The organism is Thiorhodococcus minor, from assembly GCF_010820565.1.
Taxonomy (GTDB): Bacteria; Pseudomonadota; Gammaproteobacteria; order Chromatiales; family Chromatiaceae; genus Thiorhodococcus; species Thiorhodococcus minor.
Genome location: NZ_JAAIJQ010000046.1, coordinates 1 through 24,085, shown reverse-complemented (window position 1 = coordinate 24,085; position 24,085 = coordinate 1). Strand labels below are relative to the sequence as shown.

Here is a 24,085-nt window from a genome sequence, read left to right as displayed (position 1 = left end):
CGCGGGGCGGGAGCACATCCGATTCGGAGTCCATGATATCGACATACGAAGCTTCGATCGCTATCTGCGGGACGGTGGATTCAAGCTGGAGCGCGCTGTCAGCTGCCAGCGGCCAGTCGACGAAGAGGTGCTGCCGATGCCGACGCCTTGGCCGCACCGGCAGCGACAAGGTCGCGCATTATCCGCCACCCGAGGAGCCCAGGCCAGCGGGGCCAGAGTCGCCCAGAAAACAGCGCAGGAGCCAAAGATCCACGAGCCAGGAAGGGGCGATTGAGCCCCAAAGAGCAAAAGGACCGCCAGGGACTTCGATAGGTTGCGGAGTCGATCTCACCCACCCTTCCGACCAAAGACGTACTTCGCCACCCCTTTGTTTTTATTGGCATCCTTGGCGCCTTTACGGTAAGCACGGCCAATCGGAACGATCGGCTTCAACGCCCAAGGAACCGCTCCGAGCAGGCAATAAAAAGCCCGCGAAGCAAAGCTGCGCGGGCTTTTCGAAGGTGGCGGAGAGAGAGGGATTCGAACCCTCGATAGGGGATTAGCCTATACTCCCTTAGCAGGGGAGCGCCTTCAGCCACTCGGCCATCTCTCCTTAAAATCACTGCTGAATGCCATCAGTCTCATCCTAGAGCACCGACACCACTCTTTTCGGCGGCATCCGGTCTTCCGCCGAAGCCCTAGGGGGCATCCATCCCTCCGAGGCCGGGCATCATAACATACCCGGCACCTGCGCTTCTACTCAGTCTAGCTGACCGGCGTGCCCCACGGTGTCGGCGCCCTGACCAGACTCTGCCTGCTCGCGCTTGATCCGCTCGTAGATCTCCTCGCGATGGACGGCAACGTCGCGTGGCGCGTTCACACCAATCCGCACCTGATTTCCCTTGACGCCAAGGACGGTTACCGTCACTTCGTCGCCGATCATCAGAGTTTCGCCAACTCGACGCGTCAAAATCAACATTGTTTCGCTCTCCCTCTTGATCCTTATCCGAACAGATGATTCACCCGATGCCGGCAGCGCATGTAGTCAGTTGGCCGTACTCGGGGGATCGAACCACCCCCACCCCAAGGGCGAAGACCGACGCCTCGCTCTTGGAATTATACCAGTCTAAACAGTTGGCTCGATAGTCGAGCCCCGGACTGCAATGATATCTGGCTATCCCCTGCAATTTTGGCCGATCCTGTCGAAAACAAGTCAAAAAGACAGTGCGTTTCCGACCGACGGTAAAGCTCACATACTTTCGCCGGATTAAGCACTGCTATCGAAACGCCGAAACCCTTTTTCATGACCGCATAAGAACTTAAAAAACAGCCATATAAAAGAGCATTACAGAGAAACCCCAACAGCGGCAGCACACACGCTCCGCTCACACTGCGTCGCGCATACCGCCACGCGCACAAAGACCCCAATGAAGCACATTGAAAAATCAAATGAGGTGACAGGCTGCCCGGTTTCCAGCTCACGAGCTTGCGCCATTCGACCGTCTGAAGTCGGCGGTCTGCTCGCCGGCAAAGATCCAGGCAATGCGCCACCAGCCGCTCCACTGAGCGCTTGGGCGATTGCCGGAAATTCTTATACCAGGTGGCGCCGGATTGAGGTCCGCCTTCAAGGAGCGCCGACAGGAGCATCGCTGGGCGACGTGACTGGCGGGGCGACACAGAAGGCGGGCGTCAAGACAAGCCAGATGATACGGGAATTGACAGAAATCGCCTTAAGGCCCATCAGTGCTGATCTCTAGACCGCGCCAATAGGGCCACAACTTAGCGTGAGACGCGATACTCGCGGGCTAGGCCACTTCGGCACGCTCCAGGCCGAAGGCATCGTGCAGGGTCCGCACGCCGAGCTCCAGGTACTTCTCGTCGACGACGACCGAAATCTTGATCTCGGAGGTCGAGATCATGCGAATGTTGATCCCTTCTTTCGCGAGGCTAGCGAACATGCGGCTGGCGATACCCGCGTGACTCCGCATGCCCACCCCCACCAGCGAGATCTTCACGATCCGGGTATCGCCGAGCACCTCGCGCGCGCCCAGCTCGGTGGCGGTCCGGCGCAGGATATCCAGCGCGCGCTCGTATTCGTTACGGTGAACGGTGAAGGTGAAATCTGTGGTCGCCTCATGCGCCGCGATGTTCTGCACGATCATGTCGACTTCGATGTTCGCGTCGGCGATCGGCCCGAGGATCCGAGAGGCCACGCCGGGCTGATCCGGAACACCGAGCACGGTCAGCTTGGCCTCATCGCGGCTGAAAGCGATCCCTGAGATCTGGGCATCTTCCACGGCATTTTCCTCGAATGTAATGAGTGTGCCCTCGCCTTCCTCGAAGCTCGATAGCACACGCAGCGGGACTCGGTACTTTCCGGCGAACTCGACCGAGCGGATCTGGAGCACCTTGGAGCCCAGGCTGGCCATCTCGAGCATCTCCTCGAAGGTGATGCGATCGAGCTTGCGCGCCTTGGGCTCGACGCGTGGATCCGTCGTGTAGACCCCGTCGACGTCGGTGTAGATCTGGCACTCGTCGGCCTTGAGCGCGGCCGTGATCGCAACCGCCGAGGTATCCGAGCCGCCGCGCCCGAGGGTCGTGATATCGCCCTGCTCGTCGATCCCCTGAAAGCCGGCCACCACGACCACACGCCCCGCGTCGAGGTCCGCGCGCACGCGCGCACCGTCGATGTCGCGGATGCGCGCCTTGTTGTGCGCGCTATCGGTCAGGATGTGAACCTGGGCACCCGTGTAGGAGCGCGCGGGGCAGTCCTGCGCCTGCAGCGCCATGCTGAGCAGCGCGATGGTGACCTGCTCGCCGGTGGACAGCAGCACGTCGAGCTCGCGCGGCTCGGGAAGCGGCTGAATCTCCCTCGCAAGCCCGACCAGCCGATCCGTCTCGCCGGACATCGCCGAGACCACCACGACGACCTGATGCCCCTGCTCTCGCCAGCGCTTCACACGCCCGGCCACCGCCATGATGCGCTCGACGGTCCCCACGGAGGTCCCGCCGTACTTCTGCACGATCAGCGCCATGGATGCTTCCTATATCGCTCTAATTCGACCATTCTCGATTTCCGCGCCCTGCAATTTCGCGTTTGCGTCGCTGCACGCCAGATCAGGCGCTCAAACGCCCCGCGACCCAGCCGGAGACGAGCTCCAATGCGGCTGGAATACCCGCCGGATCGCTGCCGCCGGCCTGCGCCATGTCGGGTCGGCCACCACCCTTGCCGCCAACCTTCTGCGCGACCTCGCGAATGAGATCGCCCGCCTTGACGCGATCGGTGAGGTCCTTGGTGACGCCGGCGACCAGGCTGACCTTGCCGTCCGACTCGGTCGCCAGAACGACGACCGCGCTACCGAGCTTGTCTTTGAGCTGATCCATGGTTGTACGCAGGCTCTTGGGATCCGCACCGTCTAGACGGGCCGAGAGCACCCTGATCCCCTCGACCTCGACGGCCTGCGCGGCCAAATCCTGACCGGCCGAGCTTGCCAGCTTGGCCTTGAGCTGCTCCAGGTCCTTCTCGAGCCGGCGCGCCTTGTCCATCAGCTGCGCGACACGCTCCTCGACGTCCTCGCGGCTGCCCTTGAGCATGCCGGCAAGACCCAAGAGGCGGTCTTCGTCCGCTTCGACCCAATCCAGCGCCGTTGCGCCCGTCACGCCCTCGATACGCCGCACGCCGGCGGCAATGCCCGTCTCGGAGAGGATCTTGAACAGGCCGATGTCGCCGACCGCCTTGACGTGGGTGCCGCCGCAGAGCTCGGTGGAGAAGTCGCCCATCCGCAGCACACGCACTTGGTCGGCGTACTTCTCGCCGAACAGCGCCATGGCCCCGGACGCCTTGGCATCGCTCAGGCTCATGATGCGCGTCTCGACCATGTGATTGGCCCGGATCTCCTGGTTGACGAGCCGCTCGATCACCAGAAGCTGCTCGCGCGAGACCGGCTCGAAGTGCGAGAAGTCGAAGCGCAGGCGGTCCGCCTCCACCAAGGATCCCTTTTGCTGAACGTGATCTCCCAGCACTTCGCGCAAGGCCGCGTGGAGCAGGTGGGTGGCCGAGTGATTCAGGGCGGTCGCACTGCGTCGGTCGGCATCCACACACGCGTCGACGCGATCACCGACCGCGAGCTGACCCTCGCTGACCTGCCCGACATGGACCAGCACGCCGTCGCCTTTTTTCTGCGTATCCACCACTTCGAATCGCGCCGTCTCGGTCGTCAGCCAGCCGCAATCGCCGACCTGACCGCCCGACTCGCCATAGAAGGGACTGACGTCGAGAATGACGAGCCCTTCCTCGCCCGCCTCGAGCAGGTCGCAGGATTCCCCGTCCTTGTAGATCGCGACGACGGTCGCCTCCTCTTGGAGCCGATCATAGCCACAGAAATCGGTCTCGCCCTGGATCTGGATCTCCAACGACTGCGTCGCCCCGAACTGGCTGGCCGCACGTGCGCGCTCCTTTTGCTCGGCCATGGCGGAATCGAAGCCCTTGATATCCAGCGCCAGGCCGCGCTCGCGCGCGATATCCGCGGTCAGGTCCGTCGGGAAGCCGTAGGTATCATAGAGCTTGAAGACGGTCTCGCCGGGAATGACGCCGTCGGACAGCCCGGCGATCGCCTCGTCGAGAATACGCATGCCATGATCGAGGGTCTCCGCAAAACGCTCTTCCTCGAGCCTGATGACCCGTTCGACATGCGCTCGACTTACCGGCAGCTCCGGGTAGGCTGCACCCATTTCGGCGACCAGTGACGCGACCAGCCGATGGAAGAAAGGCTCGGAGCAGCCCAGGCGATAGCCATGACGAATGGCGCGGCGCATGATGCGACGCAGGACGTAGCCACGTCCCTCGTTGCCGGGCGTCACCCCGTCGACGATGAGGAAGGCCGTCGCGCGGATATGGTCCGCGATAACCCTCAGGGACTTGTCGCTCAAGTCGCTGCAGCCGGTCACCTCGGCTGCGGCCGCAATCAAGTTGCGGAAGAGGTCGATGTCGTAGTTGCTGTGCACCCCTTGCATCACGGCCGCGAGGCGCTCCAGCCCCATGCCGGTATCCACCGAGGGATGCGGCAGCGGGGTCAATTTGCCCTCGGCATTCCGGTTGTACTGCATGAACACCAGGTTCCAGATCTCGACATAGCGATCCCCGTCCTCATCCGGCGAGCCGGGCGGACCGCCCGGAATCTCGGGGCCGTGATCGTAGAAGATCTCGGAGCAAGGGCCGCAAGGGCCGGTATCGCCCATCGACCAGAAGTTGTCCTTGGCCCCACAGCGCGAGAAGCGCTGGGGATCGACCTTCAGCTCATTCAACCAGATATCGGCCGCCTCCTGATCGTCCGTAAAGACGGTCACCCACAGCCGCTCCGGCGGCAGCTTGAGCACGCCGGTCAGGTAGTCCCAGGCGAACTGAATCGCCTCGCGCTTGAAATAGTCGCCGAAGCTGAAATTGCCCAGCATCTCGAAGAAGGTGTGATGCCGCGCGGTGTAGCCGACGTTCTCCAGGTCGTTGTGCTTGCCGCCGGCCCGGACGCAGCGCTGCGAGCTGACCGCGCGGTTGTAGCCGCGCCGCTCACGCCCCAAGAACACCTCCTTGAACTGGACCATGCCCGCGTTGGTGAACAAGAGGGTGGGATCGTTCGCAGGAATCAGGGGGCTGGAGGCAACTCGCTCATGCCCGCGTTGCTCGAAATACTCGAGGAAGCTCTCTCGAAGCTCTGCACTGGTGGTCATTGGAATTTCTCGAATGGACCGCTAGCGGCCGGGGTCCGGTCGGTCATTGAATTAGCTCAGTCATCGAAGCGCAGGAAACGCAGGATGGACTCGGTCGGGAAGCCGCGCTGCTCGAGGAAGCGCGCCTGCTTGGCGAGCGCCGACCGGTCCGCTGGCACAGAGCCGCGAAAGCGACGCTCATGGGCCTTTGCGAGCGCGTCGGACCAGACATCCTGCATGTCGCTTAACTGGCGGTCGATCAGATCCTCGGCAAGCCCCTTCTCGCGCAGCTCGGCTCGAAGCCGCAAGGGCCCGAAGCCCTTTGCGGCGCGCTCGGCGGCGTAATGCTCGACGAAGCGACTGGCGTCGAGCGCGCCCTCGCGCTCTAGACGATCGAGCACGGAATCGACATCGCCGCGCTGGTAACCGCGCGCCCGCAGCTTGCGCACCAGTTCCAGACGGGAGTGCTCACGCCTAGCCAAGAGCTTGAGCGCAAGCCGCTCGATATCGGCGGCGGCATCATCGGGCCGCGCACTCTCAGGGCAACCGGGGGTCAGTGTCAATCCCCGGCCGGCGCCTCGACGGCCTCGGCAGGCGTGTCGGCCGCTGCCTTCGGCAGCAGCTTGTCGCGGATCTTGGCCTCAATGTCCTGCGCGATCTCCGGGTGCTCGCAGAGGAAGTTGCGCACGTTGTCCTTGCCTTGACCGATGCGGTTGCCGTCATAGCTGTACCAGGCACCGGATTTCTCGACGAAGCCGTTGGCCACGCCCAGGTCGATGATCTCGCCCTCGCGCGAAATGCCCTGGCCGTAGAGGATGTCGAACTCGGTCTGCCGGAACGGCGGGGCCACCTTGTTCTTGACCACCTTGACCTTGGTCTCGTTGCCGATGACCTCATCGCCCTTCTTGATGCTCCCGGTGCGACGGATGTCCAAACGCACGGAGGCGTAGAACTTCAGTGCGTTGCCCCCGGTCGTGGTCTCGGGCGAGCCGAACATGACGCCGATCTTCATGCGAATCTGGTTGATGAAGATGACGCAGCAGTTGGATCGCTTGATATTCCCCGTCAGTTTACGCAGCGCCTGCGACATGAGACGCGCCTGCAGCCCGACGTGGGAGTCGCCCATCTCGCCTTCGATCTCCGCCTTGGGCGTGAGTGCAGCAACCGAGTCGACCACGACGACATCCACGGCACCTGAGCGCACCAGCATGTCGGTGATCTCCAACGCCTGCTCGCCGGTATCCGGCTGCGAGACCAGGAGGTCGTTCATGTTGACGCCGAGCTTCTCGGCATAGACCGGGTCCAGGGCGTGCTCCGCGTCGATGAAGGCCGTGGTGCCGCCGAGCTTCTGCGCCTCGGCGACGATGTGCAGCGTCAGGGTGGTCTTGCCCGACGACTCGGGGCCGTAGATCTCGATCACGCGGCCACGCGGCACGCCGCCGATACCGAGCGCGAGATCGAGACCGAGGGAGCCGGTCGAGATAGCTTCGATATTGCGCACGGCGCCGACATCGCCCATCCGCATGACGGATCCCTTGCCGAATTGCTTCTCGATCTGACCGAGCGCGGCGGCTAAGGCCTTCTTACGATTCTCGTCCATCCGGTCTCCACGTATGCGTCATTGCCCCGGCATCGGCCCGCCCTCTCGAACGAGGCAGGATCTGCCGGGAAACGGATGAGGTCCTGGACAGCCCTCTTGATAAGCGGGCGATTATGGCATAGCTCTTTCCGCTACGTCATTGCCGGCACCCGGCGAAACGGGAGCATGCAAGGGCTTCGCCATTGCGCGGCAGATCCTGCGGCACGGCGCACGACGGCGAGCGCGCGCTCGGTCGATGGCGACAGCTCAGCTCGCCACAGATAACCGCCAGCGCCGATGGGCGCGATATCTGGGCCTGCTCCCACTCACGCCAAAGGCGAGGACAAGCTCGCGCACCGGCCAGATGACGACCTCCGGCAAGGCGTGCCCCTGGTAGCGCGAGACCTTCCGCGCCAACGTCAGATGCGGTCGAAAGGAGCGCCGCTCGGGCGCGATGCCGCAGCCCTCCAGGCCCGATTGGAGCGAGCCGATCAGTGTCTGGGCGACCTCCGGGGTACACGAAGGCCCGCACCAGAGCACGCGCGATCGCGTGAAGTGACCGAGGCGATCGATCTCCAGCTCGAACGCGGGCGCGGAAACGGCTTCAGCGACCGCCTCGACGCAAGCGACGCGACCGGCATCCAGCTCGCCAAGAAAGACCAGCGTCAGATGGAGATCGGCCGGATGCGTCGGCCTCGCCGCCTCTGGCAGCGCCCCCGCGGTCTGGCACACGAGTGCGTCGCGCGTCCGCGCATCGGGCCAGAGCGCCAGAAACCACCGCTCAGCCATGCTCCGCCAGCAGCCTCAAGACGCCTTCGAGCGCCGCGCGCACGGATTGGGCGCGCACCTGCTCCCGATCTCCCGCGAAGTGCTCGCGACGTGCGATCGACTCCGCGCCCTCGCGCCCCCATGCCAGCCAAACGGTGCCGACCGGTTTTTCCGCGCCCCCTCCACCGGGACCAGCGATCCCAGTGATGGAGAGGGCCACCTGGGCGCGACTGTGCCGCAGCGCGCCGCGCACCATTTCCAGGGCCACCGCCTCGCTAACCGCACCATGCGTATCCAGGCTCGCGGCGGAAACCCCCAGCATCTCGACCTTGGCGGCGTTGCTGTAGGTCACGAAGCCACGCTCCAGCCAGGCGCTGCTGCCGGCGATATCGGTCAGGGACTTGGCGGCCCACCCGCCCGTGCAGGACTCGGCCGTGGCCAGCATCATCCCGAGGGAAAGGAGTCGCTCACCGACCGCTGCCGCCAACGCGGGTAGCTCTGTGATGGTGCCGTCATCGATCATGGCCCGAGTGTCGCCCAAGCGATACCCACAGACAATCCCATGCGAGGAAAAGGCATGCGTGGAAAAGGCCGGCCCGCACCCGCAGAATAGCGAGCTGAGCGTTTTCTAATGAGGAGTATTACCGCCAATGAGCGATCTGGAGATCCGTTGCGAGCATAAGCCGTCCCCCGCCAAGCTGGACGTCATGGGCGTCGAGCATTGGCCGATCTGGAAGAAGGAGCCATCGACCTTCCCCTGGAAGTACGATCAGACCGAGACCTGCTACGTTCTTCGCGGCAAGTTCAAGGTCACGCCCGAGGGTGGCGAGCCCCAAAGCTTCGCCCGGGGAGACCTCATCACCTTTCCGGCGGGCCTATCCTGCACCTGGGAGGTCATCGAGCCCGTGGAGAAGCATTACACCTTCGACTGACAGCCCCTTCGATTCACGACCAATGACCGAGAGCGAGGAGAAAGGATGAGATCACCGAAAAAGACATTTTGGCTTCCCGTCCTGGCACTGCTGCCCATGCTGATCGTGACGAGCCTCGTCCGCGCCGAGGGCATGAGCATCGCCTATACCGTAGTCAAGATGCCCCTGGCGGAAGACATCTCCATGGACGACGCCGTGGATTCCATGCTGCTGCGCGCCAATGTGCTCAACTTCAAGATGGTCGCGCGCCTGCCGCTCTACAAAGAGCTGGAGTCCATGGGCGTCGAGACCAAGCGCATCGAGATCTTCCAGTTCTGCGACGCACGCATCGCGGCGCAGATGATCTCCGAGAACATCGACTTCTCGGCCTATCTGCCCTGCCGGATCACCCTGATCGAGGACGAGGAAGGCAAGCCCTGGCTGGTCACGCTGGATCTCGACAAGGTCATCCAGATGGCCGACCTCGATCCCGAGCTGAAAACGCTCGCGATCAAGGTGCGCGACACCATGATGGAGATCATGACCGCGGGCGCCAACGGAGAGCTCTAGCCATGCGCTACCTGAGCCTTTCGCGTGCCGCGCGCCTCGCCGGCATCACCCGCGCCGAGCTGCAGGCCCGGATTCGTCGTGGCGAGGTGGCAACATTCGAGGGCTCGGTCGCCGTCAACGACCTGCTGCGACTCTACCCGAGCGTCAGCCTGCAGGATGACGACGCCCTCCAGCGCGTCGAGCGCATCAAGGCGGACGCACAGCCCAAACTGAGCACCACCGCGGGCGAAACCGCCCTGCCGGACCCGCAAGTGCTGATGTCGCGCCTGCATGGCTTGAGTCAGACGCTTGCCAGCCAAATGTCGCACCTCGAGGATCACAAAGGCCTACTGGACCAGGTCGGCGAGCGCCTCGACGCCCTCGCCCACGCCAGTGACGACAGCCTCTCACCGCTCGTCGCCGGCATCCGGGACTGGCTGCATGAGGCGCGCGCAGGGCTCGAAGCGGACACCTCCGTGAGCGCGCAGTCGCAGCTCTACGCAAGAGACACCTTCCTTCGCATCATGGCCGCCAACGTCAAGCTCATCCCAAGCGGACACGACTTCTTCGTCGAGGGCAACGAAACCATCCTCGACGCCTCGGTGCGCGCGGGGCTCAAGCTCAGCTACGGCTGCTCGAGCGGCAACTGTGGCAATTGCAAGGCCAGGGTCGTCAATGGCGAGACCTGGAAGATCCGCGACCACGACTATGTGATCAGCGAGCGCGAAAAGGCCATGGGCTACATCCTGACCTGCTCGCACACGGCGGTGACCGATCTCGTGATCGAGGCCGCCGAGGCCCTCTCGGTCGAGGATCTGCCGCAACAACGGATTCGCGCCAGCCTGCGCAAGCTCGAGCGCGTCTCACCGGAAGTGATGATGCTCAACGTCCAGACGCCTCGGACCGAGACATTGCGCTTCATGGCGGGGCAGCGGGCGCTGCTCACGCTGGAGGACGGCGTATCGCAAGAGCTGCCGATCGCCAGCTGTCCCTGTAACGGACGCCACCTCTGGTTCCTCGTCCGACGCAGCAACGAGGCATTTGCCCAAGCGGTCTTTCAGCACCTACGGCAGGGCCAGCTCGTCTGCGTCGAGGGGCCGCGAGGGGATTTCGTGCTCCGCGAGGACGCGCCCGAGCCCGCCGTCTTCGTCGCCTATGGCGACGGAATTGCACCCATCAAGAGCCTGATCGAGCACGCCGTCTCGATCGACCTCATCGAGTCCTTCCACCTCTACTGGGACACACAGCACCCGGAAGGACATCATCAGGCACACTGGGGGCGGGCCCTGAAGGACGCGCTGGACAACTTCAGTTTCACGCCGCTCGCGAGCGGAAGACCGGAAGATGCAATCGCGCTCATCCAAGCCGACCTCGACGAGGTGGCGTCGATGCGCTTCTATCTGGCGGGACCTTCGGCGGAGGTTGAGACGCTTGCCGAGCTGCTCGTGGACTTGGGTGCTCCTCGGCAGCGTATCGCAACGGAGAGAACGGCAGGCTGATCCTACGTCAGCGGCTGCCGGGCTTCCCCGGCGAGCTTGCGCTAGGCTGCGCGGGGTCGCGTGTGCTCTGCCGGCAAGAAGACTGTGCCTTTGCCGAACCGGTTGACTGCAACATTGCGCACCCAGCTTGGCGCATCAGCGTACAGCCGGATATAGGTATAGCCCAAATCACCACGTACCATGGAAGCGACCCAGCGCTCCAGATCTTGTTGTTTTTTGTCCATCTCATTTGGCTCCGAGAAAAGAACGCCCGCTCTTCCTATATCGCCCTAACGGGCGATGCCTTGAGCTGAGCGATAGTGACGACAGTCACAACCAGGGCGAGCACATGAGCGCGACGCGCTGTGAAGAACAGGACGCCAAGTGCGCGGCAATGTTACGGCCTCGCCATCCCATAAGATTATGACCGCGCACGCATTGAATCAACTAGGTAGAATTACGCTATCGCCCCCGGACGGCATCTTGCCAAGGGCCTTCTAACCAGCCTCACGCTGCATCAGCAGCATGTAATTCACACCCTGCCAGCGAGTGAGACTGAATTTGCGATTCAACGGATTGACACGCACGCCGGTCTCGTCGACAAGCCTGAGGTCGCCGCCAAGCAGCCTTTTCACCTCATCCGGCGGAGCCAGCTTGCGGTAGTGATGGGTGCCGCGCGGGAGCCAGCGCAGCACATACTCTGCCCCGACGATGGCAACCAGCCAGGCCGCCAGGGTGCGGTTGATGCTCGCGATGAACATGACGCCACCAGGCCGCACCAATTGCCGGCAATCAGCCAGAAAATCAGGAAGGTGCTCCACATGCTCGATCACTTCCATGTTGAGCACGACGTCGAAAGTCGCGCCTTCGCCGACGAGCTGATCCACGGAGGCAAGTCGATAGGCAATCTCTAGCTCGCTCCACTGCGCGTGTATCTGCGCGACCTTGACGTTCTTGTCGGTGATCTCGATGCCAGTGACCTCGGCACCCAGACGCGCCATGGATTCGCTCAGAATGCCGCCTCCGCACCCGATGTCGAGCACCCTGACGCCCTCGAAGGGACGATCGGTGTCGGCATCGCGCCCCAATACGGCCGCGAGGTGCTCGCGGATATAGTCAACGCGAAAGGCGTTCAGTTTGTGCAGCGGCCAAAAAGGGCCTTCGGTATCCCACCAACGATGGGCGAGGCGCTCGAAGTAGGCGACCTCTTCCGGATCGATGCTCGATGCAGTCAAATGCACGGCGGACACAAGCTCCTCCTTCTGAATCCATTAGCGATGGAAAACGCGGCGATGACGCGGCAGCACAGCGACGAAGGACTGATCAGCCCAGCCAAGCTGCGCCTGGGCCTTGCCCGGCGAGCCTGAGATGACCGAGTCACTAAGCGCAAATGGCTTCTATATGGGCGCGACCCGAGCACTGGCAAAGGCTTGCCAGCCATCATGTGGGAGCCGCGGCCGCCAAAGCTAAGGCGACGTCCGGATTCTACTTCCCGCCTTGTGGGCAGACGGCACCGACCAAATCGGGGAGTAGTTCCTGGACAGTCACTAAGGGTGGAATTCAACCTTCAGGGACGGCCGCGGCCAAATACTCCGTGGATTGCATCTCTACGAGCCGGCTCAGCAGGCGCTCGTGCGCGAACTCCTGGAGCCCCCCGAGATAGAGCCCGTCGATCGGCGCTTCCGCCGAGAGCACCAGCTTGACGCGCTGATCATAGAGCTCGTCCACCAGGTGCAGGAAGCGGCGTGCCGCGGCTTCGTGGCGAGGCCCGAGCGCCGGCACCCCGGAGACCAGGATGCTGTGGTACTCCTTCGCGAGCTCGATGTAATCCGCCGCCGAGCGCGGTGTTCCGCAGAGGGTCGCGAAGTCCAGCCAGATGATATCCATGCCGAGTCCGCGAACCGGAAGGGAACGGCCGTTCACCTGGATCTCCCGTTCCGGCAGCTGGTGCCCCCCGGTCAGGCGCTGGAAATAGTCCGCCAGATGGCGCTCACCGTCCGCCGTCGCATCGAAGAGCACGCCTTCTCGGCTCAAGGCGCGCAACCTGTAGTCGGTACCGCCGTCGAGCTCCATAATGCGCGTGTGCTGCTTGAGCAGATCGATGGCAGGCAAAAAAGATTGGCGCTGCAGGCCATTGCGGTAGAGCTCATCCGGCGGCGTGTTCGCCGTCGTGACCAGGGTCGTTCCGCGCAAGAAGAGGGCTCGCAGCAGCCCATGCAGCAGCATGGCATCAGTGATATCCGTTACCAGAAACTCGTCCAAGCACAGCACCCGGACTTCCGCGCGCAGCCTGTCGGCGACGACCTCCAATGGATCCGGCTGCTTGGGAAGCCCGGACATCACCCCGTGGATCTCCCGCATGAAGTGATGGAAATGCACGCGCCGCTTGCCGGGGAGCTTCAGGTCGTTGACGAACCAATCCATGAGATAGGTCTTGCCGCGCCCGACCCCTCCCCAAAGATAAACGCCAGGAATGGGGCGAGATGGACCCGTAATCTTGCTCCTCATCTGGCTCCAGAGTCCGCGAGCGGGCGGATCGGCCTTGGTGGCGAGCAGCTCCTGATGCAGCGCGAGCAGGGCTTCGCTCGCTTCACGCTGCGCGGGATCTAGGGGTTTGAATGCTTGCAAGGGCGTCTTCTTCGATCGAAATTGGCAGACAGGACGCAGCTCACCGACGTGCAGCGCCCTCATGGATAAGCGCCCATTGATAGCATTAACTCAACAGCGGAGACAAACGCCAGATTATTGACGAAAGCAATCTTCCAGCGAAATATCCGGCACCCGAGTCCCAAGGACCAGCCCCGCCAATCACCGAAGACGCGCGAGATCGTCGGCGATCCGTCGCACCGCCTCATCCAGCTCCTGGACATCGCGCGTGTACGCAAAGCGCACATGCTCCGTTGCGCCATAGTCACCAAAGTCCTGACCAGGTGTCACCGCGACACCCGCCTCCTCCAAGAGCCGCGTCGCCAGCGCCATGGCATCCATGCCCAGCCCTGCGGGCAGTCCAGCATAGAGATAGAAGGCGCCGCTCGGCGGCTGCGACAGCTGGAAGCCAAGCGCCGCGAGCGCAGGAAAGAGACGGTCGCGCCGTTCTCGAAAGCGCTGGCGGCGCGCCTCCAGGATGGCCATGGTATCCGCGCCGAAAGCCGCCAAGGCCGCATGCTGCGCGGGCGTATTGGCGGCAATGAAGAGGTTCTGGGCGAGACGCTCCATCACCTCGATGGCATCCTCCGGCCCCGCGACCCAGCCCAGACGCCAGCCCGTCATGCCGAAGTATTTCGAGAAGCTGTTGATGACGTAGAGATCCCGATCGCCCAGAGCCAGGGCGGTCTCATCAGGGACGTCATAGGTGAGTCCCTGGTAGATCTCGTCGACGATCAGCGCAGCCCCCTTGGAGCGGCAAAGGTCATGCAGCGCCACGAGCTCGTCCAGGCCCATCACCGCGCCCGTCGGATTCGCCGGCGACGCGACGACGACCGCCTTGATCCCAGGCACCCAGGCGGCACGGACCTGCTCCGACGTCAGGCGATAGCCGGTCTCGGGAGTCAGGGGAACGGCGACGCACTCGCAGCCCATGAGGCTCAGGACCTGGCGATAACAGGGGTAGGAGGGGTCCCCCAAGACGACCCGATCGCCGGCCTCCAGTAACGTGGAGAAGACGAGCTGCAAGGCCCCGGACGCGCCAGGCGTCACCAGAACGCGCCCTGGCGCCAGATCCAGCCGGTAGCGCTGGCCATAGTAGCCCGCGATCGCTTGCCGCAAGGACGGCAGTCCGGCCGCCCCCGTGTAGTGAGTCTGCCCTGCCGCCAGTGCCGCGCGGCCAGCCTCGACGATCGGCTCGGGCGTCGGGAAATCCGGCTCGCCGATCTCCAAGTGCACGATCGAGCGCCCCTGCGCCTCCAGCTCACGCGCCCGGCCCAGAAGGCGCATCACATGAAAGGGCTGGACGCGTCGCGCGCGCTCCGTCATCGCGGAAGCCCGGGGGGCTGTCACGCCGATGCCCCGCTGGCCGCCCTCACCCTAAGATGCAGTCGCTCGAGGACCTGCAAATCGACACAGTCGCTTCCCCCGAGCTCGCCGACCTTCACCTTGGGTGGACTCCCGGGCTCCCCGAGCTGATCGAGGATCAGGGGTGCAGCGCCGAAATCCTGTCCGGCCGTGTAGGCGTTCGTGGTGATCACCAGCGACTTCAGCCCGGCGTCCAAGGCGGCGCGCGCGCCGTTATCTGAGTCCTCGAAGGCGATGCAGTCGGCCGCGTCCAGCCCAAGCTGCTCCAGCGCCAAGTGATAGATGTCCGGCGCAGGCTTCTTCGCCGGCACGACATCGCCGGCCGCAATGACCTCGAACCAATCGGCCAGATTCGGCTCGCCGGCGTGCGCCAACAGCTCGGCGACGTTCTCCGGCGTCGTCGTCGTCGCGATCGCGAGGCGAGTCCCGGCCGCGCGCGCCTCCTTCCAGAGTCGCATCACGCCTGCTCTGAGGGGAATGGCGCCTCGACCCAGCATCGCGAGGTAGTGCGCGGTCTTGCGGCGATGCAGGTCCGCGACAAAGGCATCCGCGTCCCTGTCTGGATCGAGCTGGATCCCCGCGCGCGTCATGAAGTAGCGAATCCGCTCCTTCCCTCCGGTCACAGCCAGCAGCTCTCCGTAGAGGCTGGCGTCCCAGTGCCAATCTAGGCCCACCTCGGCGAAGGCCGCGTTGAAGGCCGGACGGTGGCCATCGCGCTCCGTATCGGCAACGGTGCCATCCACGTCGAAGATCAAAGCCTTGAATCCGTACATCAGAGGACTCCACGTTATTCGTGCAGGTTTAGCGATTACCGGGGCGCAAAGAGTAGCCAAGTCGAAACACGGCCGCATGCCGGCAACACCGCGGACAGTTGCCCCTCGGTCTGTGATCTGGTACTTAAGCACGTTTTCGCGGTACGGATCACCCACGGGATACGGATTCGAGCTGCGGACATCCACCGTTTTTTGAGTCTTCCGGGAGATAACAATGGCCGAAGCCAGAGCACGCGACACCGAGTCGGTCACGTTCGAGCCTTATGACATTGGGAGCGACGAGGAGTACATGAGCCCCGAGCAGGAGGAGCACTTCCGCGAGATCCTGCTTGCATGGAAGAAGTCGCTGATGGAAGAGGTCGATCGGACCGTGCACCACATGCAGGACGAGGCGACCAACTTCCCCGACCCCAACGATCGTGCCACCCAGGAGTCCGAGTTCAGCCTGGAGCTTCGCACCCGGGATCGCGAGCGCAAGCTCATCAAGAAGATCGACGAGGCGCTGACGCGCATCGACGAGCACGAATACGGCTTCTGCGAGGCCTGCGGCGTCGAAATCGGCATTCGCAGGCTCGAGGCGCGCCCCACGGCGACGCTCTGCATCGACTGCAAGACGCTGGACGAAATCCGCGAGAAGCAGCGCGGCTAGCACCCTCCCCGTCTAGGTAACCGATGGAAGGGCGCTCGACGGCCCGCACCCAAGTCTATCAGGGGCGCTTCGCCCCCTCTCCCACAGGTCCACTGCACTTCGGCTCAATGCTCGCCGCCGTGGCGAGCTATGCCGACGCACGCGCCTGCGGCGGCCGCTGGCTCGTGCGCATGGAGGACATCGACCGCCCCCGCGAGGTCCCCGGCGCCGCGACTGACATCCTGGAAACCCTCGCGGCTTTCGGATTGGAGTGGGACGAGCCGATCATCTACCAGCGCGAGCGGACCCAGGCCTACGCGGACGCGCTCGCTTCACTGACGCGGCAGGGACGCACCTACCCCTGCGGCTGCAGCCGCGCCGAGATCGCGCGGCATGGGCGGCCGGGTCCCGAGGGGCCAGTGTATCCGGGAACTTGCCGCGCGGGTCTGCCGCCCGACCGTCAGCCGCGCAGCCTGCGCCTGAAGGCAGACGCGCGCCCGTTGCACTTCACCGACCGCATTCAGGGCGACCAGACGCAATCGGTCCGTGACAGTGTCGGCGACTTCGTGCTCCGCCGCGCGGACGGAATCCACGCCTACCAGCTCGCCGTGGTCGTCGACGACGCCTCGCAAGGCATCACGCATGTGGTCCGTGGAGCAGACCTCCTGCTCTCCACCCCACGTCAGATCCTCCTGCAGCAAGCCCTCGGCGTTGCACAGCCGAGCTACGCGCACATTCCACTCATGCTGGACGCGCAGGGACGCAAGCTCAGCAAATCGCTCGCATCCGCGCCCGTCGATGCCGCCGACCCGCTGCCGGCGCTACGCAAGGCGTGGACCTGCCTTGGCCAGACACCCTTGGGACGTGTCGGCTCGCCAGCCGAATTCTGGAGGCGGGCCATCGCCACCTGGCGGATCGAGCGCGTCCCGCCTCATCGGCATCTCGACCCCGAAGCGAAGCGACAACCGCGCAGGTCGAGACAACCGTCGGCGAGTGACGGCCCTTGCATCAATGAGCGGTCATGAAGGAATGGACAGCCGCGAAGGAACGGGCAGCCAGGAAAGAATGCCTTCGCCGGCTCAGCCCGCAAAGAGCCAGCGCAGTACCGCAGGCAGAACGAAGGCGGAGGCCAGGGCCATCAGCCCCATCGCCAGTGCCGAGAAGGCGCCCGCGAGGCCGCTGATCTGAAAGGCCCTGGCCGTGCCGATGCCATGCGCGCTCACACCCAGCGCCAAGCCGCGCGCGCGATCGTCTCGGACACGCACCAGCGCGAGCACGGCAGGCCCGATCACGGCACCGAGCACCCCGGTCAAGACCACCAGCGCGGCCGTCAGTGACGGCAGCCCGCCGACCTTCTCGGTGATCCCCATGGCCACGGGCGCCGTCACCGACTTGGGCGCCAGCGCGATCAGCGTCTGCCGCGAGGCCCCCAGCCAGCTGGCAACAACGACCGCGCTGCTCACCGAAACGACCGCACCCGTAACCATCGACACCAGAATGGGAAGCCACAGGCGGCGAATCAGATCGAGATGCCGATAGAGCGGGATCGCCAGTGCCACGGTCGCCGGTCCGAGCATGAAGTGGATGAACTGCGCGCCTTCGAAATAGGTCTCGTAACTGGTCCCGGTCAGACTCAGAAAGCCGACCAGCAGAAGGATGGCCAAGAGAACGGGATTGAGCAGCGCCTTGCGCCCGCTGCGCAGGAATAGCCAATCGCCGACGAGGTATGCGACCACCGTCAGCGTCAAGTGCAAGAGTGGACTGGTCGATAGATAGACCCAGATATCGCCCAGCGGGAGATCCAGCTCCATGCTTCACGACTCCTTATGCTGATGCCTTTCGACCAATCGGATCAGCGCGGTCATGGCCAAGCCCGTCACAACGATCGTCAGCAGGGTGCTGAGCAACAAGGCCACGCTGACCGCGAGCCACTCCTCCCGCAACATGGCGATGTGCAGTATCACCCCAACGCCGGCGGGCACGAAGAGCAGCGACAGGTGCGAGAGCAGGCCATCGACGACGCGCCCAAGGCCCTCGGGTACCCTGCCGTAAAGCGCGAGCCCGACGAAGAGCAGCGCCATGCCGACGACCGGCCCCGGGACGGGCAGCCCCGTCCAAACGACGACCGACTCGCCGACGAGCTGACAAACCAAGAGTAAGGCAACGAACTTCAGGGCCATTGATCGACACTCGATGAAACAGGTTCCGGCCAGGGCATTTGCGAGGCCATGCCGAGTAGCCCTTGAGACCAAGAAAGCGCCTGGATCCGCTGCATCGCAAGCGCACGCGGCCGCATTGACTCACGCCCAGTCTACCGGCAGCGAGCGGCCACTGTCTTCGGGAGTCACATGCTGGCGGCCTCGCAGTGCCTGCATGGCATGAGACTTGAGTACATGGCCGCTTGCCCCAACCACGTCCACCCAGGGAGAATATCGAGAAACTGGAGCTGTAGCAGCCGCCTCGACCGTGCCGATCGCAGCCCCCCCCGAAGCCCCGAATGCAAAGACGCCCAGCCTCGAGCCCGACGCGTCGCTCCCCGGAGCCGCCGGCTGGGGCTCGCGGGACAGCGCCGCGCTGGCAGCCAAGCCGTCAACGCCACAGTCCCTTCACCGCGCCAAGAGCCTCGAGACAGGATGATCAAGCTAAGAACCTACGTCTACATCGACGCGCTGCAGCCCCAGCTCGCCGCCTACATGGCGACCGTGTCGCAGGGATTCCTGCCAGTGCCTGGCGATGCCTGCCTCTGGGCCGAGGTCTCGCCCGGCATGGCGGTGCATCGCCTCACCGACGCCGCGCTCAAGGCGACGCGCGTCCATCTCTCCCAGCAGGTGGTCGAGCGCAGCTATGGCTCGCTGGTGATCCACCAGCGCGACCAGAGCGACGTGCGCGAGGCCGGCCGCGTCCTCCTGTCGCGCATGGGCGCCACCTTCTCGGACCGCGAGACCTGCCGCATCGCCTGGCGGGAGACCATCCGCGGCATGACGCCCGACCATTGCGTCCTCATCAACCGCCAGGACCGGCGCGGCTCCATGATCCTGCCCGGGCAGACCATGTTCATCCTCGAGACCGAGCCAGCCGGATACATCGTCTACGCGGCCAACCAGGCCGAGAAGGCCGCGAACATCACCTTGATCGACGCACGTGCCGTCGGCGCCTTCGGGCGCTTGATCATCGCCGGGCGCGAGGGAGACGTGGACGAGGCCGCGGCGGCGGCGATCGATGCCGTCCAGAACCCATCCGGAACCTGATCCGAGCAAGCCATCATGCACCGCCAAGAGCTCCTTTCCCTGCTCGACGCACACACGACCCGCTTCATGGAAGAAGCCGCCTACATTGCCCGGGCCCGGGAATTCGTGATCGCGTACGAAGACTGTTTCAACTGCGACCTCTGGCCCGCCCATGTGACGGGCTCCGCCTGGGTGGTGAGCCCGGGCCGCGACCGCGTCCTGCTGCTTCACCACCGCAAGCACGACCAGTGGTTCCAGCCCGGCGGACACGCGGACGGCGACTCCGACATCCTGCGTGTCGCCCTCCGAGAGACGTCCGAGGAGACCGGACTCGACTCGTCGCACATCCGCCTCGTCGACGGCGCCATCTTCGACGTCGACATCCATACCATCCCCGCCAGCGCGCGCGGCCCCGAGCACGAGCACATCGACATCCGTTTCCTGGTCGAAATGGACGACGACCTGGTGATCCCTGGCAACGACGAATCGCATCAGGTGCTTTGGGTCCCGCTGCGGCAGGTCGCGCGCTTCAACAACAACCGCTCGACCCATCGCATGGTCGAGAAGACCCGCCGACTGCGCGCATGGCCGACACCCATGGCAGCCTCCGACAAAGCCGTCCGCGCCGCCGAGATGCGCGGGCATTGAGCCTGACGCAAGGGCTCACGCCGAGCCGGCATGGCCTTCGGCAATAGACGGCGCACTTAGAGCAACGGCGCAGCAGCCGCACCTGTCTGCTGACCGGACGCCTTCGTCAGACACCCTCCGGCCGCCCGAAACGCCGAATCCAATGCTCGGCGATCTCGCGGCGCCGACAGATCCAGACGTCCTCATGTCCGCCGGCGTAGTCCAAGAAGCGCGCGACCGCCGCCGCCCGGGCCGGCTGTCCACTGATGCGCGCGTGCAGCCCGACGCTCATGACGGACGGCCGCTCCTCACCTTCCGCAAGCAGCATATCGAAGGCATCGCGCAACAGGCTGAAGAAGTCCGCCCCCGTCGCACATCCGGGCGCAAGCAGGTAGCGAATGTCATTGGTGACGAGACTGTAGGGAATGATGAGGTGGGCGTCGCCGTCCTCGCGCAGCCAATGGGGCTGATCGTCATCGTAGGCATCCGAGTCGTAGAGGAAACCCCCTGTCTCGATCAGCAGCCGCCGGGTATTGGGACTGACGCGACCGCTGTACCAGCCGACCGGGCGCTGACCGGTCGTGGCCTGGATGACGCGGCACCTTCGTTCGATGTGTGTCCGCTCCGTCGCCGCATCGACGGCCCGGTAGTCGATCCAGCGATAGCCGTGCCCGGCGACCTCGTGCCCCTGCTCGGCGAGCGCCGCGCCCGCCTCGGGATTGAGCTCCAGGGTATGCCCCACGGCGAAAGCCGTGAGCGGGAGACGGCGCTCCTCGAACAGGCGCAGCAGGCGCCAGAAGCCGACCCGAGCGCCATAGTCATGGAAGCTCTCGGCGCTGTAATGGCGTTGGCCCAAACGGCGCTGGATACCTGGAAGCTAGGGGAGATAATCCTCCGAGCCGTCGTCGCCATTCAGCAGCGTGCGCTCGGCGCCCTCCTCCAGGTTGAGGACGACTTGGAGCGCGAGCCTGGCGCCGCCGGGCCACTGCGGATCGGGCGGGCTGCGCCCGTAGCCGCGGAGATCGCGCCGATGCCAGGAATCCAAGCTCAGCCCAGCTCGAAAGTCGTGACGCCGAAGATTTCGCGATCGGGAAGCCGCGGCGCCGGGCCATAGTACATCCGGGCACAGCCGAAGACCTCGCGCAGCCCCTGACGCTCGGCGAGCGCCATAGCGTCCGGATTGTTCTCGGGAGCGTCGAGGAAGATCGGCACACCAGGCGCGTGGTCCGCCAGGCTCACGAACAGGGCCTCGGCGATCTCCGCGTCGGCGGCGAACAAGGGGCCGATCTTGAAGCCTTGTCGACAGGAGCGAATCACGCCGTAGCCCCGCAGCCGGCCGTCCTGCAGGGCACCCAGGGCGCGGCAGCCGGGCTGGGTGATCCACGCCCTGATGAAGGTCTCCCTTGGGGCCGGGAAGTGGGCTGCGTCGTAGCGCGCGAGATCCGCGAACGGCACCTCGGACAGATCGATCACACGCTCGTCCCGCGCCCCCTGAGATCCCACGCCTTCGAAGCGCAGGTCGCGATGACTGAGCACGAAGCCACCGCGCGCATAGAAGTCCTGCATGGCGAAGACGCCGTCCATGCCGATGACTGCGGGCGCATCCAGACGCGCGATGAGCCGATCGCGACGCGCATGCCATAGCTGGCGCCCCAGCCCACGGCTCCGACAATCAGGGCGGACGATGAAGAAGCCCATGAAGCCGCAACGCCCGCCATAGGCGACGATGGAGCCACCGCCAATCAGCTCGCCGTCGCGCTCGGCGGCGATGAATCCGTCCGGATCCGTATCCCAGAAGATCTCGGCGTCGTTCACGCCCGGGTTCCAGCCCTCCGCGGCCGCCCAATCCACCAGTGTATCCAGCTCAGAGCGCGTCATGCCACGAATGGTCAGCTCAGGGTCCATGGCCGTCATCCTCGTCGTTGGCGGGCGGGAGTCGCCGCGCGACCTTGGAGCCAAGGATAGCCCGCCGGCAGCGCAATGCCGACAACTTCGCCCAGCACCAGGCGGATATCGTCCACCGCGCCCCGCCAGTCGCCACGGCTCGGCAATGGGCAGCGACTCAACTGCGAACGGCCAACATGGCGTCTATGCTTCAAGGCATCGCGGGAGTATCGCCGGTTTCTATCCAAGAGGATTGGAGGCATGAAGACCTACTTCGTGACGCCTGGCCAGCACGGCTTTTTCGATCTCTTCATCCGCGAGGCACCGGGAGAGCCCCCCAACTGGGACAGTCGGCACGAGGGATACATGGAAGCCGTCGAGGAGGCGAGAGCAATCGGCGTCGTCAAGCTCGATGCTGCGTTACTTGAGCAGGAGAAGCGCGCAAAGAGATGGCCGGCGCCGCCCCCAGCCTGAATCGAAAGAAGCCGGTTCCTGCAGCGACGTGCGCGGACCACTGTACCGATTGCCGGCAATACCCCTGCCGAAACGGACTAGCTCCGATGCCATCGGTCCGGGGCCTCAAGGGTTGCCGTCAGCCTCAGCGAGCACCTGGCGGGCAGACCATCAGCATGCGGGGCAAACGGCGAGGGTTGACGCGATCGGCCTTTCAGCCAAAACCGAAGAAGGGGCTCTTGTCGCCGAGCTCAGCGGCGATCTGGCGTGGCGACTCACGATCATGGTCCGCCCAGGGCTCGATCCAGCGGCCCACGCCCTGCGACTGGACGGCGTCGGCTTCAGCTTTGATGCCGTCGATCCCGACAAGGAGTTGATCGCGAACCTCTTCGATGAGCGCATTCGCGCAGGCATCGAAACCCCGGCAAACAGCCGGCTAGCAGAAGGCACCGCAGGGTTGCACAAAGCCGTCGAGGCAGCGTTGACGAAAGCACTTCCGCCGAGCCTTGCGGCAGGTCTCGATGACGCTCTCATGCATGCAGGTGGTGGGATTGTCGGTGCCCGCAGCTACCGCGGCCTTCAGCGCCCTTTCCGCGTTCTGAATCGCCCGTTGCAGTCGGGGCTTGCTCCGCTCGTAGACCCCACGCATCGCCTTCTCATAATCCCGTATCGACGCTTGCTTCAACGCGGCGATGACCGGCGCGCAAGGCGAGCGCGACTGCGTCGGGTAGAAGGGCGCAGTGTTGTAGCCGGAGTGCAGCAGCAGCCAGTACTCGAAACAGGGAACGGATGTGATGGCCCTGAACAGCGCCGGATCGCCATTACGCCTGCGTAGTGTCTTCGTACCAATACGGTCCGACGCTTTCTTGTAGTCTTCGTGCTGGTCGCGGTCGAAGACGCAATAGACCCGTTCGAAATCGGGCTCTTGCTCGAATCGACGAATCGCGTGCAGTGCGACGGAATCTAGACTGGAGCCGCAGTCTCCGGTGATGACGACGTTGGCCGGGTTGAGGCCGAGATCGTCTCGGAGATCAATTAGTGCCTGAACGAAAACCCCATTCAATTCTGTTTCCTCGCCATGCTCATTGCCGTGCCATGGTCGGCTCTATTCGATGTCAGGCGATAAGGTGAGGGAAAATCCCGTTAATGCGTGCGATTCGCGTTAGCGCTCGCCTGCTGAGCAGACCATCCCCTGGGTGTCCGCGTACGGCGTCAAGCGTCGTGCTCAGGCGGCGCGCTTGCGCCGGCGCTGCGCGTCGGCCTCCTGCGCGAGCAGGATGGCGCCGAGGCGATGGATGTTGCACCCGACGAGCGCCAGCGCGACGTAGCGGCGGAAGCCCTCGATCCCATGATCGGGGCAGCGGTCGAGCCCATGGGCCTCGAGGGCATTGATGGCGGACTCGACGGCCGAGTTTTGGTGGCGCCGCTCGATGAAGCGCCGGAGTGTCGCCGTGCTCGTGATACATTTTGGGACATCCCTGTCCCAAAATGACTGCGCTCGGCGACAGCCTTCTT

General features: G+C 64.4%; 26 protein-coding genes, 1 tRNA gene and 1 pseudogene. 8 read left to right on the top strand and 20 right to left on the bottom strand.

Annotation, left to right across the window (positions count from 1 at the left end):
* Positions 1-501 precede the first annotated feature (501 nt).
* The 8 genes from G3446_RS15545 to pncC all read right to left on the bottom strand — a co-directional run bounded on the left by G3446_RS15545 (position 502) and on the right by pncC (position 8,552).
* Positions 502-592 (bottom strand) — tRNA-Ser (locus G3446_RS15545).
* 147 nt (positions 593-739) lie between these two features.
* Positions 740-958: a carbon storage regulator CsrA gene (gene csrA / locus G3446_RS15540; RefSeq protein WP_164453746.1), complete on the bottom strand. Its 219-nt coding sequence runs from the start codon at positions 956-958 to the stop codon at positions 740-742.
* Positions 959-1,784: 826 nt separating this feature from the next.
* A complete protein-coding gene (locus tag G3446_RS15535; RefSeq protein WP_164453745.1) occupies positions 1,785-3,014 on the bottom strand; it encodes an aspartate kinase in 1,230 nt (409 codons plus the stop codon).
* 82 nt (positions 3,015-3,096) lie between these two features.
* Positions 3,097-5,703 (bottom strand): alanine--tRNA ligase, encoded by a 2,607-nt coding sequence (gene alaS / locus G3446_RS15530; RefSeq protein WP_164453744.1) that lies wholly within the window; start codon positions 5,701-5,703, stop codon positions 3,097-3,099.
* A gap of 56 nt (positions 5,704-5,759) precedes the next feature.
* A complete protein-coding gene (locus tag G3446_RS15525; protein ID WP_342450130.1) occupies positions 5,760-6,245 on the bottom strand; it encodes a regulatory protein RecX in 486 nt (161 codons plus the stop codon).
* Complete coding sequence (gene recA / locus G3446_RS15520) at positions 6,242-7,282, bottom strand: recombinase RecA (RefSeq protein ID WP_164453743.1); 1,041 nt, start codon at positions 7,280-7,282, stop codon at positions 6,242-6,244. The genes G3446_RS15525 and recA overlap by 4 nt, the downstream gene beginning before the upstream one ends.
* A gap of 246 nt (positions 7,283-7,528) precedes the next feature.
* Positions 7,529-8,050 (bottom strand): RNA 2',3'-cyclic phosphodiesterase, encoded by a 522-nt coding sequence (gene thpR / locus G3446_RS15515; RefSeq protein ID WP_164453742.1) that lies wholly within the window; start codon positions 8,048-8,050, stop codon positions 7,529-7,531.
* A complete protein-coding gene (gene pncC / locus G3446_RS15510) occupies positions 8,043-8,552 on the bottom strand; it encodes a nicotinamide-nucleotide amidase (protein ID WP_164453741.1) in 510 nt (169 codons plus the stop codon). The genes thpR and pncC overlap by 8 nt, the downstream gene beginning before the upstream one ends.
* Before the next feature lie 127 nt (positions 8,553-8,679).
* Between pncC and G3446_RS15505 the strand changes: the two genes are divergently transcribed.
* Genes G3446_RS15505 through G3446_RS15495 form a run of 3 tightly spaced genes read left to right on the top strand, consistent with a single transcriptional unit; the run spans position 8,680 to position 10,988 of the window.
* Entirely contained in the window at positions 8,680-8,961 is a 282-nt protein-coding gene (locus tag G3446_RS15505; protein ID WP_164453740.1) for a cupin domain-containing protein, read from the top strand.
* A gap of 45 nt (positions 8,962-9,006) precedes the next feature.
* Entirely contained in the window at positions 9,007-9,510 is a 504-nt protein-coding gene (locus G3446_RS15500; RefSeq protein ID WP_164453739.1) for a DUF302 domain-containing protein, read from the top strand.
* Positions 9,511-9,512: 2 nt separating this feature from the next.
* Positions 9,513-10,988 (top strand): 2Fe-2S iron-sulfur cluster-binding protein, encoded by a 1,476-nt coding sequence (locus tag G3446_RS15495; protein ID WP_164453738.1) that lies wholly within the window; start codon positions 9,513-9,515, stop codon positions 10,986-10,988.
* A gap of 41 nt (positions 10,989-11,029) precedes the next feature.
* Here G3446_RS15495 and G3446_RS15490 read toward each other — a convergent pair whose 3' ends face one another.
* The 5 genes from G3446_RS15490 to G3446_RS15470 form a co-directional block, all read right to left on the bottom strand.
* A complete protein-coding gene (locus G3446_RS15490) occupies positions 11,030-11,212 on the bottom strand; it encodes a hypothetical protein (RefSeq protein WP_164453737.1) in 183 nt (60 codons plus the stop codon).
* Between the two features lie 252 nt (positions 11,213-11,464).
* A complete protein-coding gene (gene ubiG / locus G3446_RS15485) occupies positions 11,465-12,217 on the bottom strand; it encodes a bifunctional 2-polyprenyl-6-hydroxyphenol methylase/3-demethylubiquinol 3-O-methyltransferase UbiG (RefSeq protein ID WP_164453736.1) in 753 nt (250 codons plus the stop codon).
* Between the two features lie 310 nt (positions 12,218-12,527).
* Positions 12,528-13,595 carry a cell division protein ZapE gene (zapE, locus tag G3446_RS15480; RefSeq protein ID WP_245232534.1) on the bottom strand — a complete coding sequence of 356 codons (1,068 nt, stop codon included), beginning with the start codon at positions 13,593-13,595 and terminating at the stop codon, positions 12,528-12,530.
* A 180-nt stretch (positions 13,596-13,775) separates the two neighbouring features.
* Entirely contained in the window at positions 13,776-14,939 is a 1,164-nt protein-coding gene (locus G3446_RS15475; protein WP_164453734.1) for an aminotransferase class I/II-fold pyridoxal phosphate-dependent enzyme, read from the bottom strand.
* Between the two features lie 20 nt (positions 14,940-14,959).
* Positions 14,960-15,751 carry an HAD-IA family hydrolase gene (locus G3446_RS15470; protein ID WP_164453733.1) on the bottom strand — a complete coding sequence of 264 codons (792 nt, stop codon included), beginning with the start codon at positions 15,749-15,751 and terminating at the stop codon, positions 14,960-14,962.
* 214 nt (positions 15,752-15,965) lie between these two features.
* Here G3446_RS15470 and dksA point away from each other — a divergent pair, with 214 nt between their 5' ends.
* On the top strand, positions 15,966-16,400 hold the full coding sequence (gene dksA, locus G3446_RS15465) for an RNA polymerase-binding protein DksA (RefSeq protein ID WP_164453732.1): 435 nt from the start codon (positions 15,966-15,968) through the stop codon (positions 16,398-16,400).
* 23 nt (positions 16,401-16,423) lie between these two features.
* Positions 16,424-17,404: a tRNA glutamyl-Q(34) synthetase GluQRS gene (gene gluQRS / locus G3446_RS15460; protein ID WP_164453731.1), complete on the top strand. Its 981-nt coding sequence runs from the start codon at positions 16,424-16,426 to the stop codon at positions 17,402-17,404.
* A 54-nt stretch (positions 17,405-17,458) separates the two neighbouring features.
* On the opposite strand, the gene G3446_RS15455 is transcribed toward gluQRS, so the two are convergent.
* Positions 17,459-18,190 carry an LrgB family protein gene (locus G3446_RS15455; RefSeq protein ID WP_164453730.1) on the bottom strand — a complete coding sequence of 244 codons (732 nt, stop codon included), beginning with the start codon at positions 18,188-18,190 and terminating at the stop codon, positions 17,459-17,461.
* A 3-nt stretch (positions 18,191-18,193) separates the two neighbouring features.
* Positions 18,194-18,559, bottom strand: a complete 366-nt coding sequence (locus G3446_RS15450) for a CidA/LrgA family protein (RefSeq protein ID WP_164453729.1) — start codon at positions 18,557-18,559, stop codon at positions 18,194-18,196.
* Positions 18,560-19,012: 453 nt separating this feature from the next.
* On the opposite strand from G3446_RS15450, the gene G3446_RS15445 reads away from it, so the two are divergent.
* Positions 19,013-19,627, top strand: coding sequence for a BMC domain-containing protein (locus tag G3446_RS15445; protein ID WP_164453728.1), 615 nt, complete (start codon positions 19,013-19,015; stop codon positions 19,625-19,627).
* Positions 19,628-19,642: 15 nt separating this feature from the next.
* Positions 19,643-20,254 (top strand): NUDIX hydrolase, encoded by a 612-nt coding sequence (locus G3446_RS15440; protein WP_164453727.1) that lies wholly within the window; start codon positions 19,643-19,645, stop codon positions 20,252-20,254.
* A gap of 106 nt (positions 20,255-20,360) precedes the next feature.
* Here G3446_RS15440 and G3446_RS15435 read toward each other — a convergent pair whose 3' ends face one another.
* From G3446_RS15435 to G3446_RS15430, 3 genes are read right to left on the bottom strand one after another with little or no spacing between them, the layout of a single operon-like run.
* Positions 20,361-21,089 (bottom strand): polysaccharide deacetylase family protein, encoded by a 729-nt coding sequence (locus G3446_RS15435; RefSeq protein WP_245232533.1) that lies wholly within the window; start codon positions 21,087-21,089, stop codon positions 20,361-20,363.
* Between the two features lie 21 nt (positions 21,090-21,110).
* The gene (locus G3446_RS28105; protein ID WP_245232532.1) at positions 21,111-21,278 is read right to left on the bottom strand and encodes a hypothetical protein; all 168 of its coding nucleotides are present in this window, start codon (positions 21,276-21,278) and stop codon (positions 21,111-21,113) included.
* A 2-nt stretch (positions 21,279-21,280) separates the two neighbouring features.
* Positions 21,281-22,138, bottom strand: coding sequence for a GNAT family N-acetyltransferase (locus G3446_RS15430; RefSeq protein ID WP_164453726.1), 858 nt, complete (start codon positions 22,136-22,138; stop codon positions 21,281-21,283).
* Between the two features lie 240 nt (positions 22,139-22,378).
* Here G3446_RS15430 and G3446_RS15425 point away from each other — a divergent pair, with 240 nt between their 5' ends.
* On the top strand, positions 22,379-22,591 hold the full coding sequence (locus G3446_RS15425) for a hypothetical protein (RefSeq protein WP_164453725.1): 213 nt from the start codon (positions 22,379-22,381) through the stop codon (positions 22,589-22,591).
* 415 nt (positions 22,592-23,006) lie between these two features.
* Here the strand turns inward: G3446_RS15425 and G3446_RS15420 are convergent, their stop codons facing one another.
* Together G3446_RS15420 and G3446_RS15415 are read right to left on the bottom strand one after the other, a co-directional pair.
* The gene (locus G3446_RS15420; protein WP_164453724.1) at positions 23,007-23,633 is read right to left on the bottom strand and encodes an RloB family protein; all 627 of its coding nucleotides are present in this window, start codon (positions 23,631-23,633) and stop codon (positions 23,007-23,009) included.
* A gap of 162 nt (positions 23,634-23,795) precedes the next feature.
* Positions 23,796-24,085, bottom strand: a pseudogene (locus tag G3446_RS15415) (hypothetical protein); the annotation flags it as partial.

Bases quoted from the DNA above. Each gene is read 5' to 3' on its own strand.
- recA (WP_164453743.1), bottom strand. From the start codon at position 7,282: ATGGACGAGAATCGTAAGAAGGCCTTAGCCGCCGCGCTCGGTCAGATC.
- G3446_RS15445 (WP_164453728.1), top strand. From the start codon at position 19,013: ATGATCAAGCTAAGAACCTACGTCTACATCGACGCGCTGCAGCCCCAG.
- pncC (WP_164453741.1), bottom strand. From the start codon at position 8,552: ATGATCGATGACGGCACCATCACAGAGCTACCCGCGTTGGCGGCAGCG.
- G3446_RS15535 (WP_164453745.1), bottom strand. From the start codon at position 3,014: ATGGCGCTGATCGTGCAGAAGTACGGCGGGACCTCCGTGGGGACCGTC.
- alaS (WP_164453744.1), bottom strand. From the start codon at position 5,703: ATGACCACCAGTGCAGAGCTTCGAGAGAGCTTCCTCGAGTATTTCGAG.
- G3446_RS15450 (WP_164453729.1), bottom strand. From the start codon at position 18,559: ATGGCCCTGAAGTTCGTTGCCTTACTCTTGGTTTGTCAGCTCGTCGGC.
- G3446_RS15490 (WP_164453737.1), bottom strand. From the start codon at position 11,212: ATGGACAAAAAACAACAAGATCTGGAGCGCTGGGTCGCTTCCATGGTA.
- G3446_RS15455 (WP_164453730.1), bottom strand. From the start codon at position 18,190: ATGGAGCTGGATCTCCCGCTGGGCGATATCTGGGTCTATCTATCGACC.
- G3446_RS15430 (WP_164453726.1), bottom strand. From the start codon at position 22,138: ATGGACCCTGAGCTGACCATTCGTGGCATGACGCGCTCTGAGCTGGAT.
- csrA (WP_164453746.1), bottom strand. From the start codon at position 958: ATGTTGATTTTGACGCGTCGAGTTGGCGAAACTCTGATGATCGGCGAC.
- G3446_RS15505 (WP_164453740.1), top strand. From the start codon at position 8,680: ATGAGCGATCTGGAGATCCGTTGCGAGCATAAGCCGTCCCCCGCCAAG.
- G3446_RS15440 (WP_164453727.1), top strand. From the start codon at position 19,643: ATGCACCGCCAAGAGCTCCTTTCCCTGCTCGACGCACACACGACCCGC.
- gluQRS (WP_164453731.1), top strand. From the start codon at position 16,424: ATGGAAGGGCGCTCGACGGCCCGCACCCAAGTCTATCAGGGGCGCTTC.
- G3446_RS15500 (WP_164453739.1), top strand. From the start codon at position 9,007: ATGAGATCACCGAAAAAGACATTTTGGCTTCCCGTCCTGGCACTGCTG.
- dksA (WP_164453732.1), top strand. From the start codon at position 15,966: ATGGCCGAAGCCAGAGCACGCGACACCGAGTCGGTCACGTTCGAGCCT.
- G3446_RS15425 (WP_164453725.1), top strand. From the start codon at position 22,379: ATGAAGACCTACTTCGTGACGCCTGGCCAGCACGGCTTTTTCGATCTC.
- G3446_RS15495 (WP_164453738.1), top strand. From the start codon at position 9,513: ATGCGCTACCTGAGCCTTTCGCGTGCCGCGCGCCTCGCCGGCATCACC.
- G3446_RS15470 (WP_164453733.1), bottom strand. From the start codon at position 15,751: ATGTACGGATTCAAGGCTTTGATCTTCGACGTGGATGGCACCGTTGCC.
- thpR (WP_164453742.1), bottom strand. From the start codon at position 8,050: ATGGCTGAGCGGTGGTTTCTGGCGCTCTGGCCCGATGCGCGGACGCGC.
- G3446_RS15475 (WP_164453734.1), bottom strand. From the start codon at position 14,939: ATGACGGAGCGCGCGCGACGCGTCCAGCCCTTTCATGTGATGCGCCTT.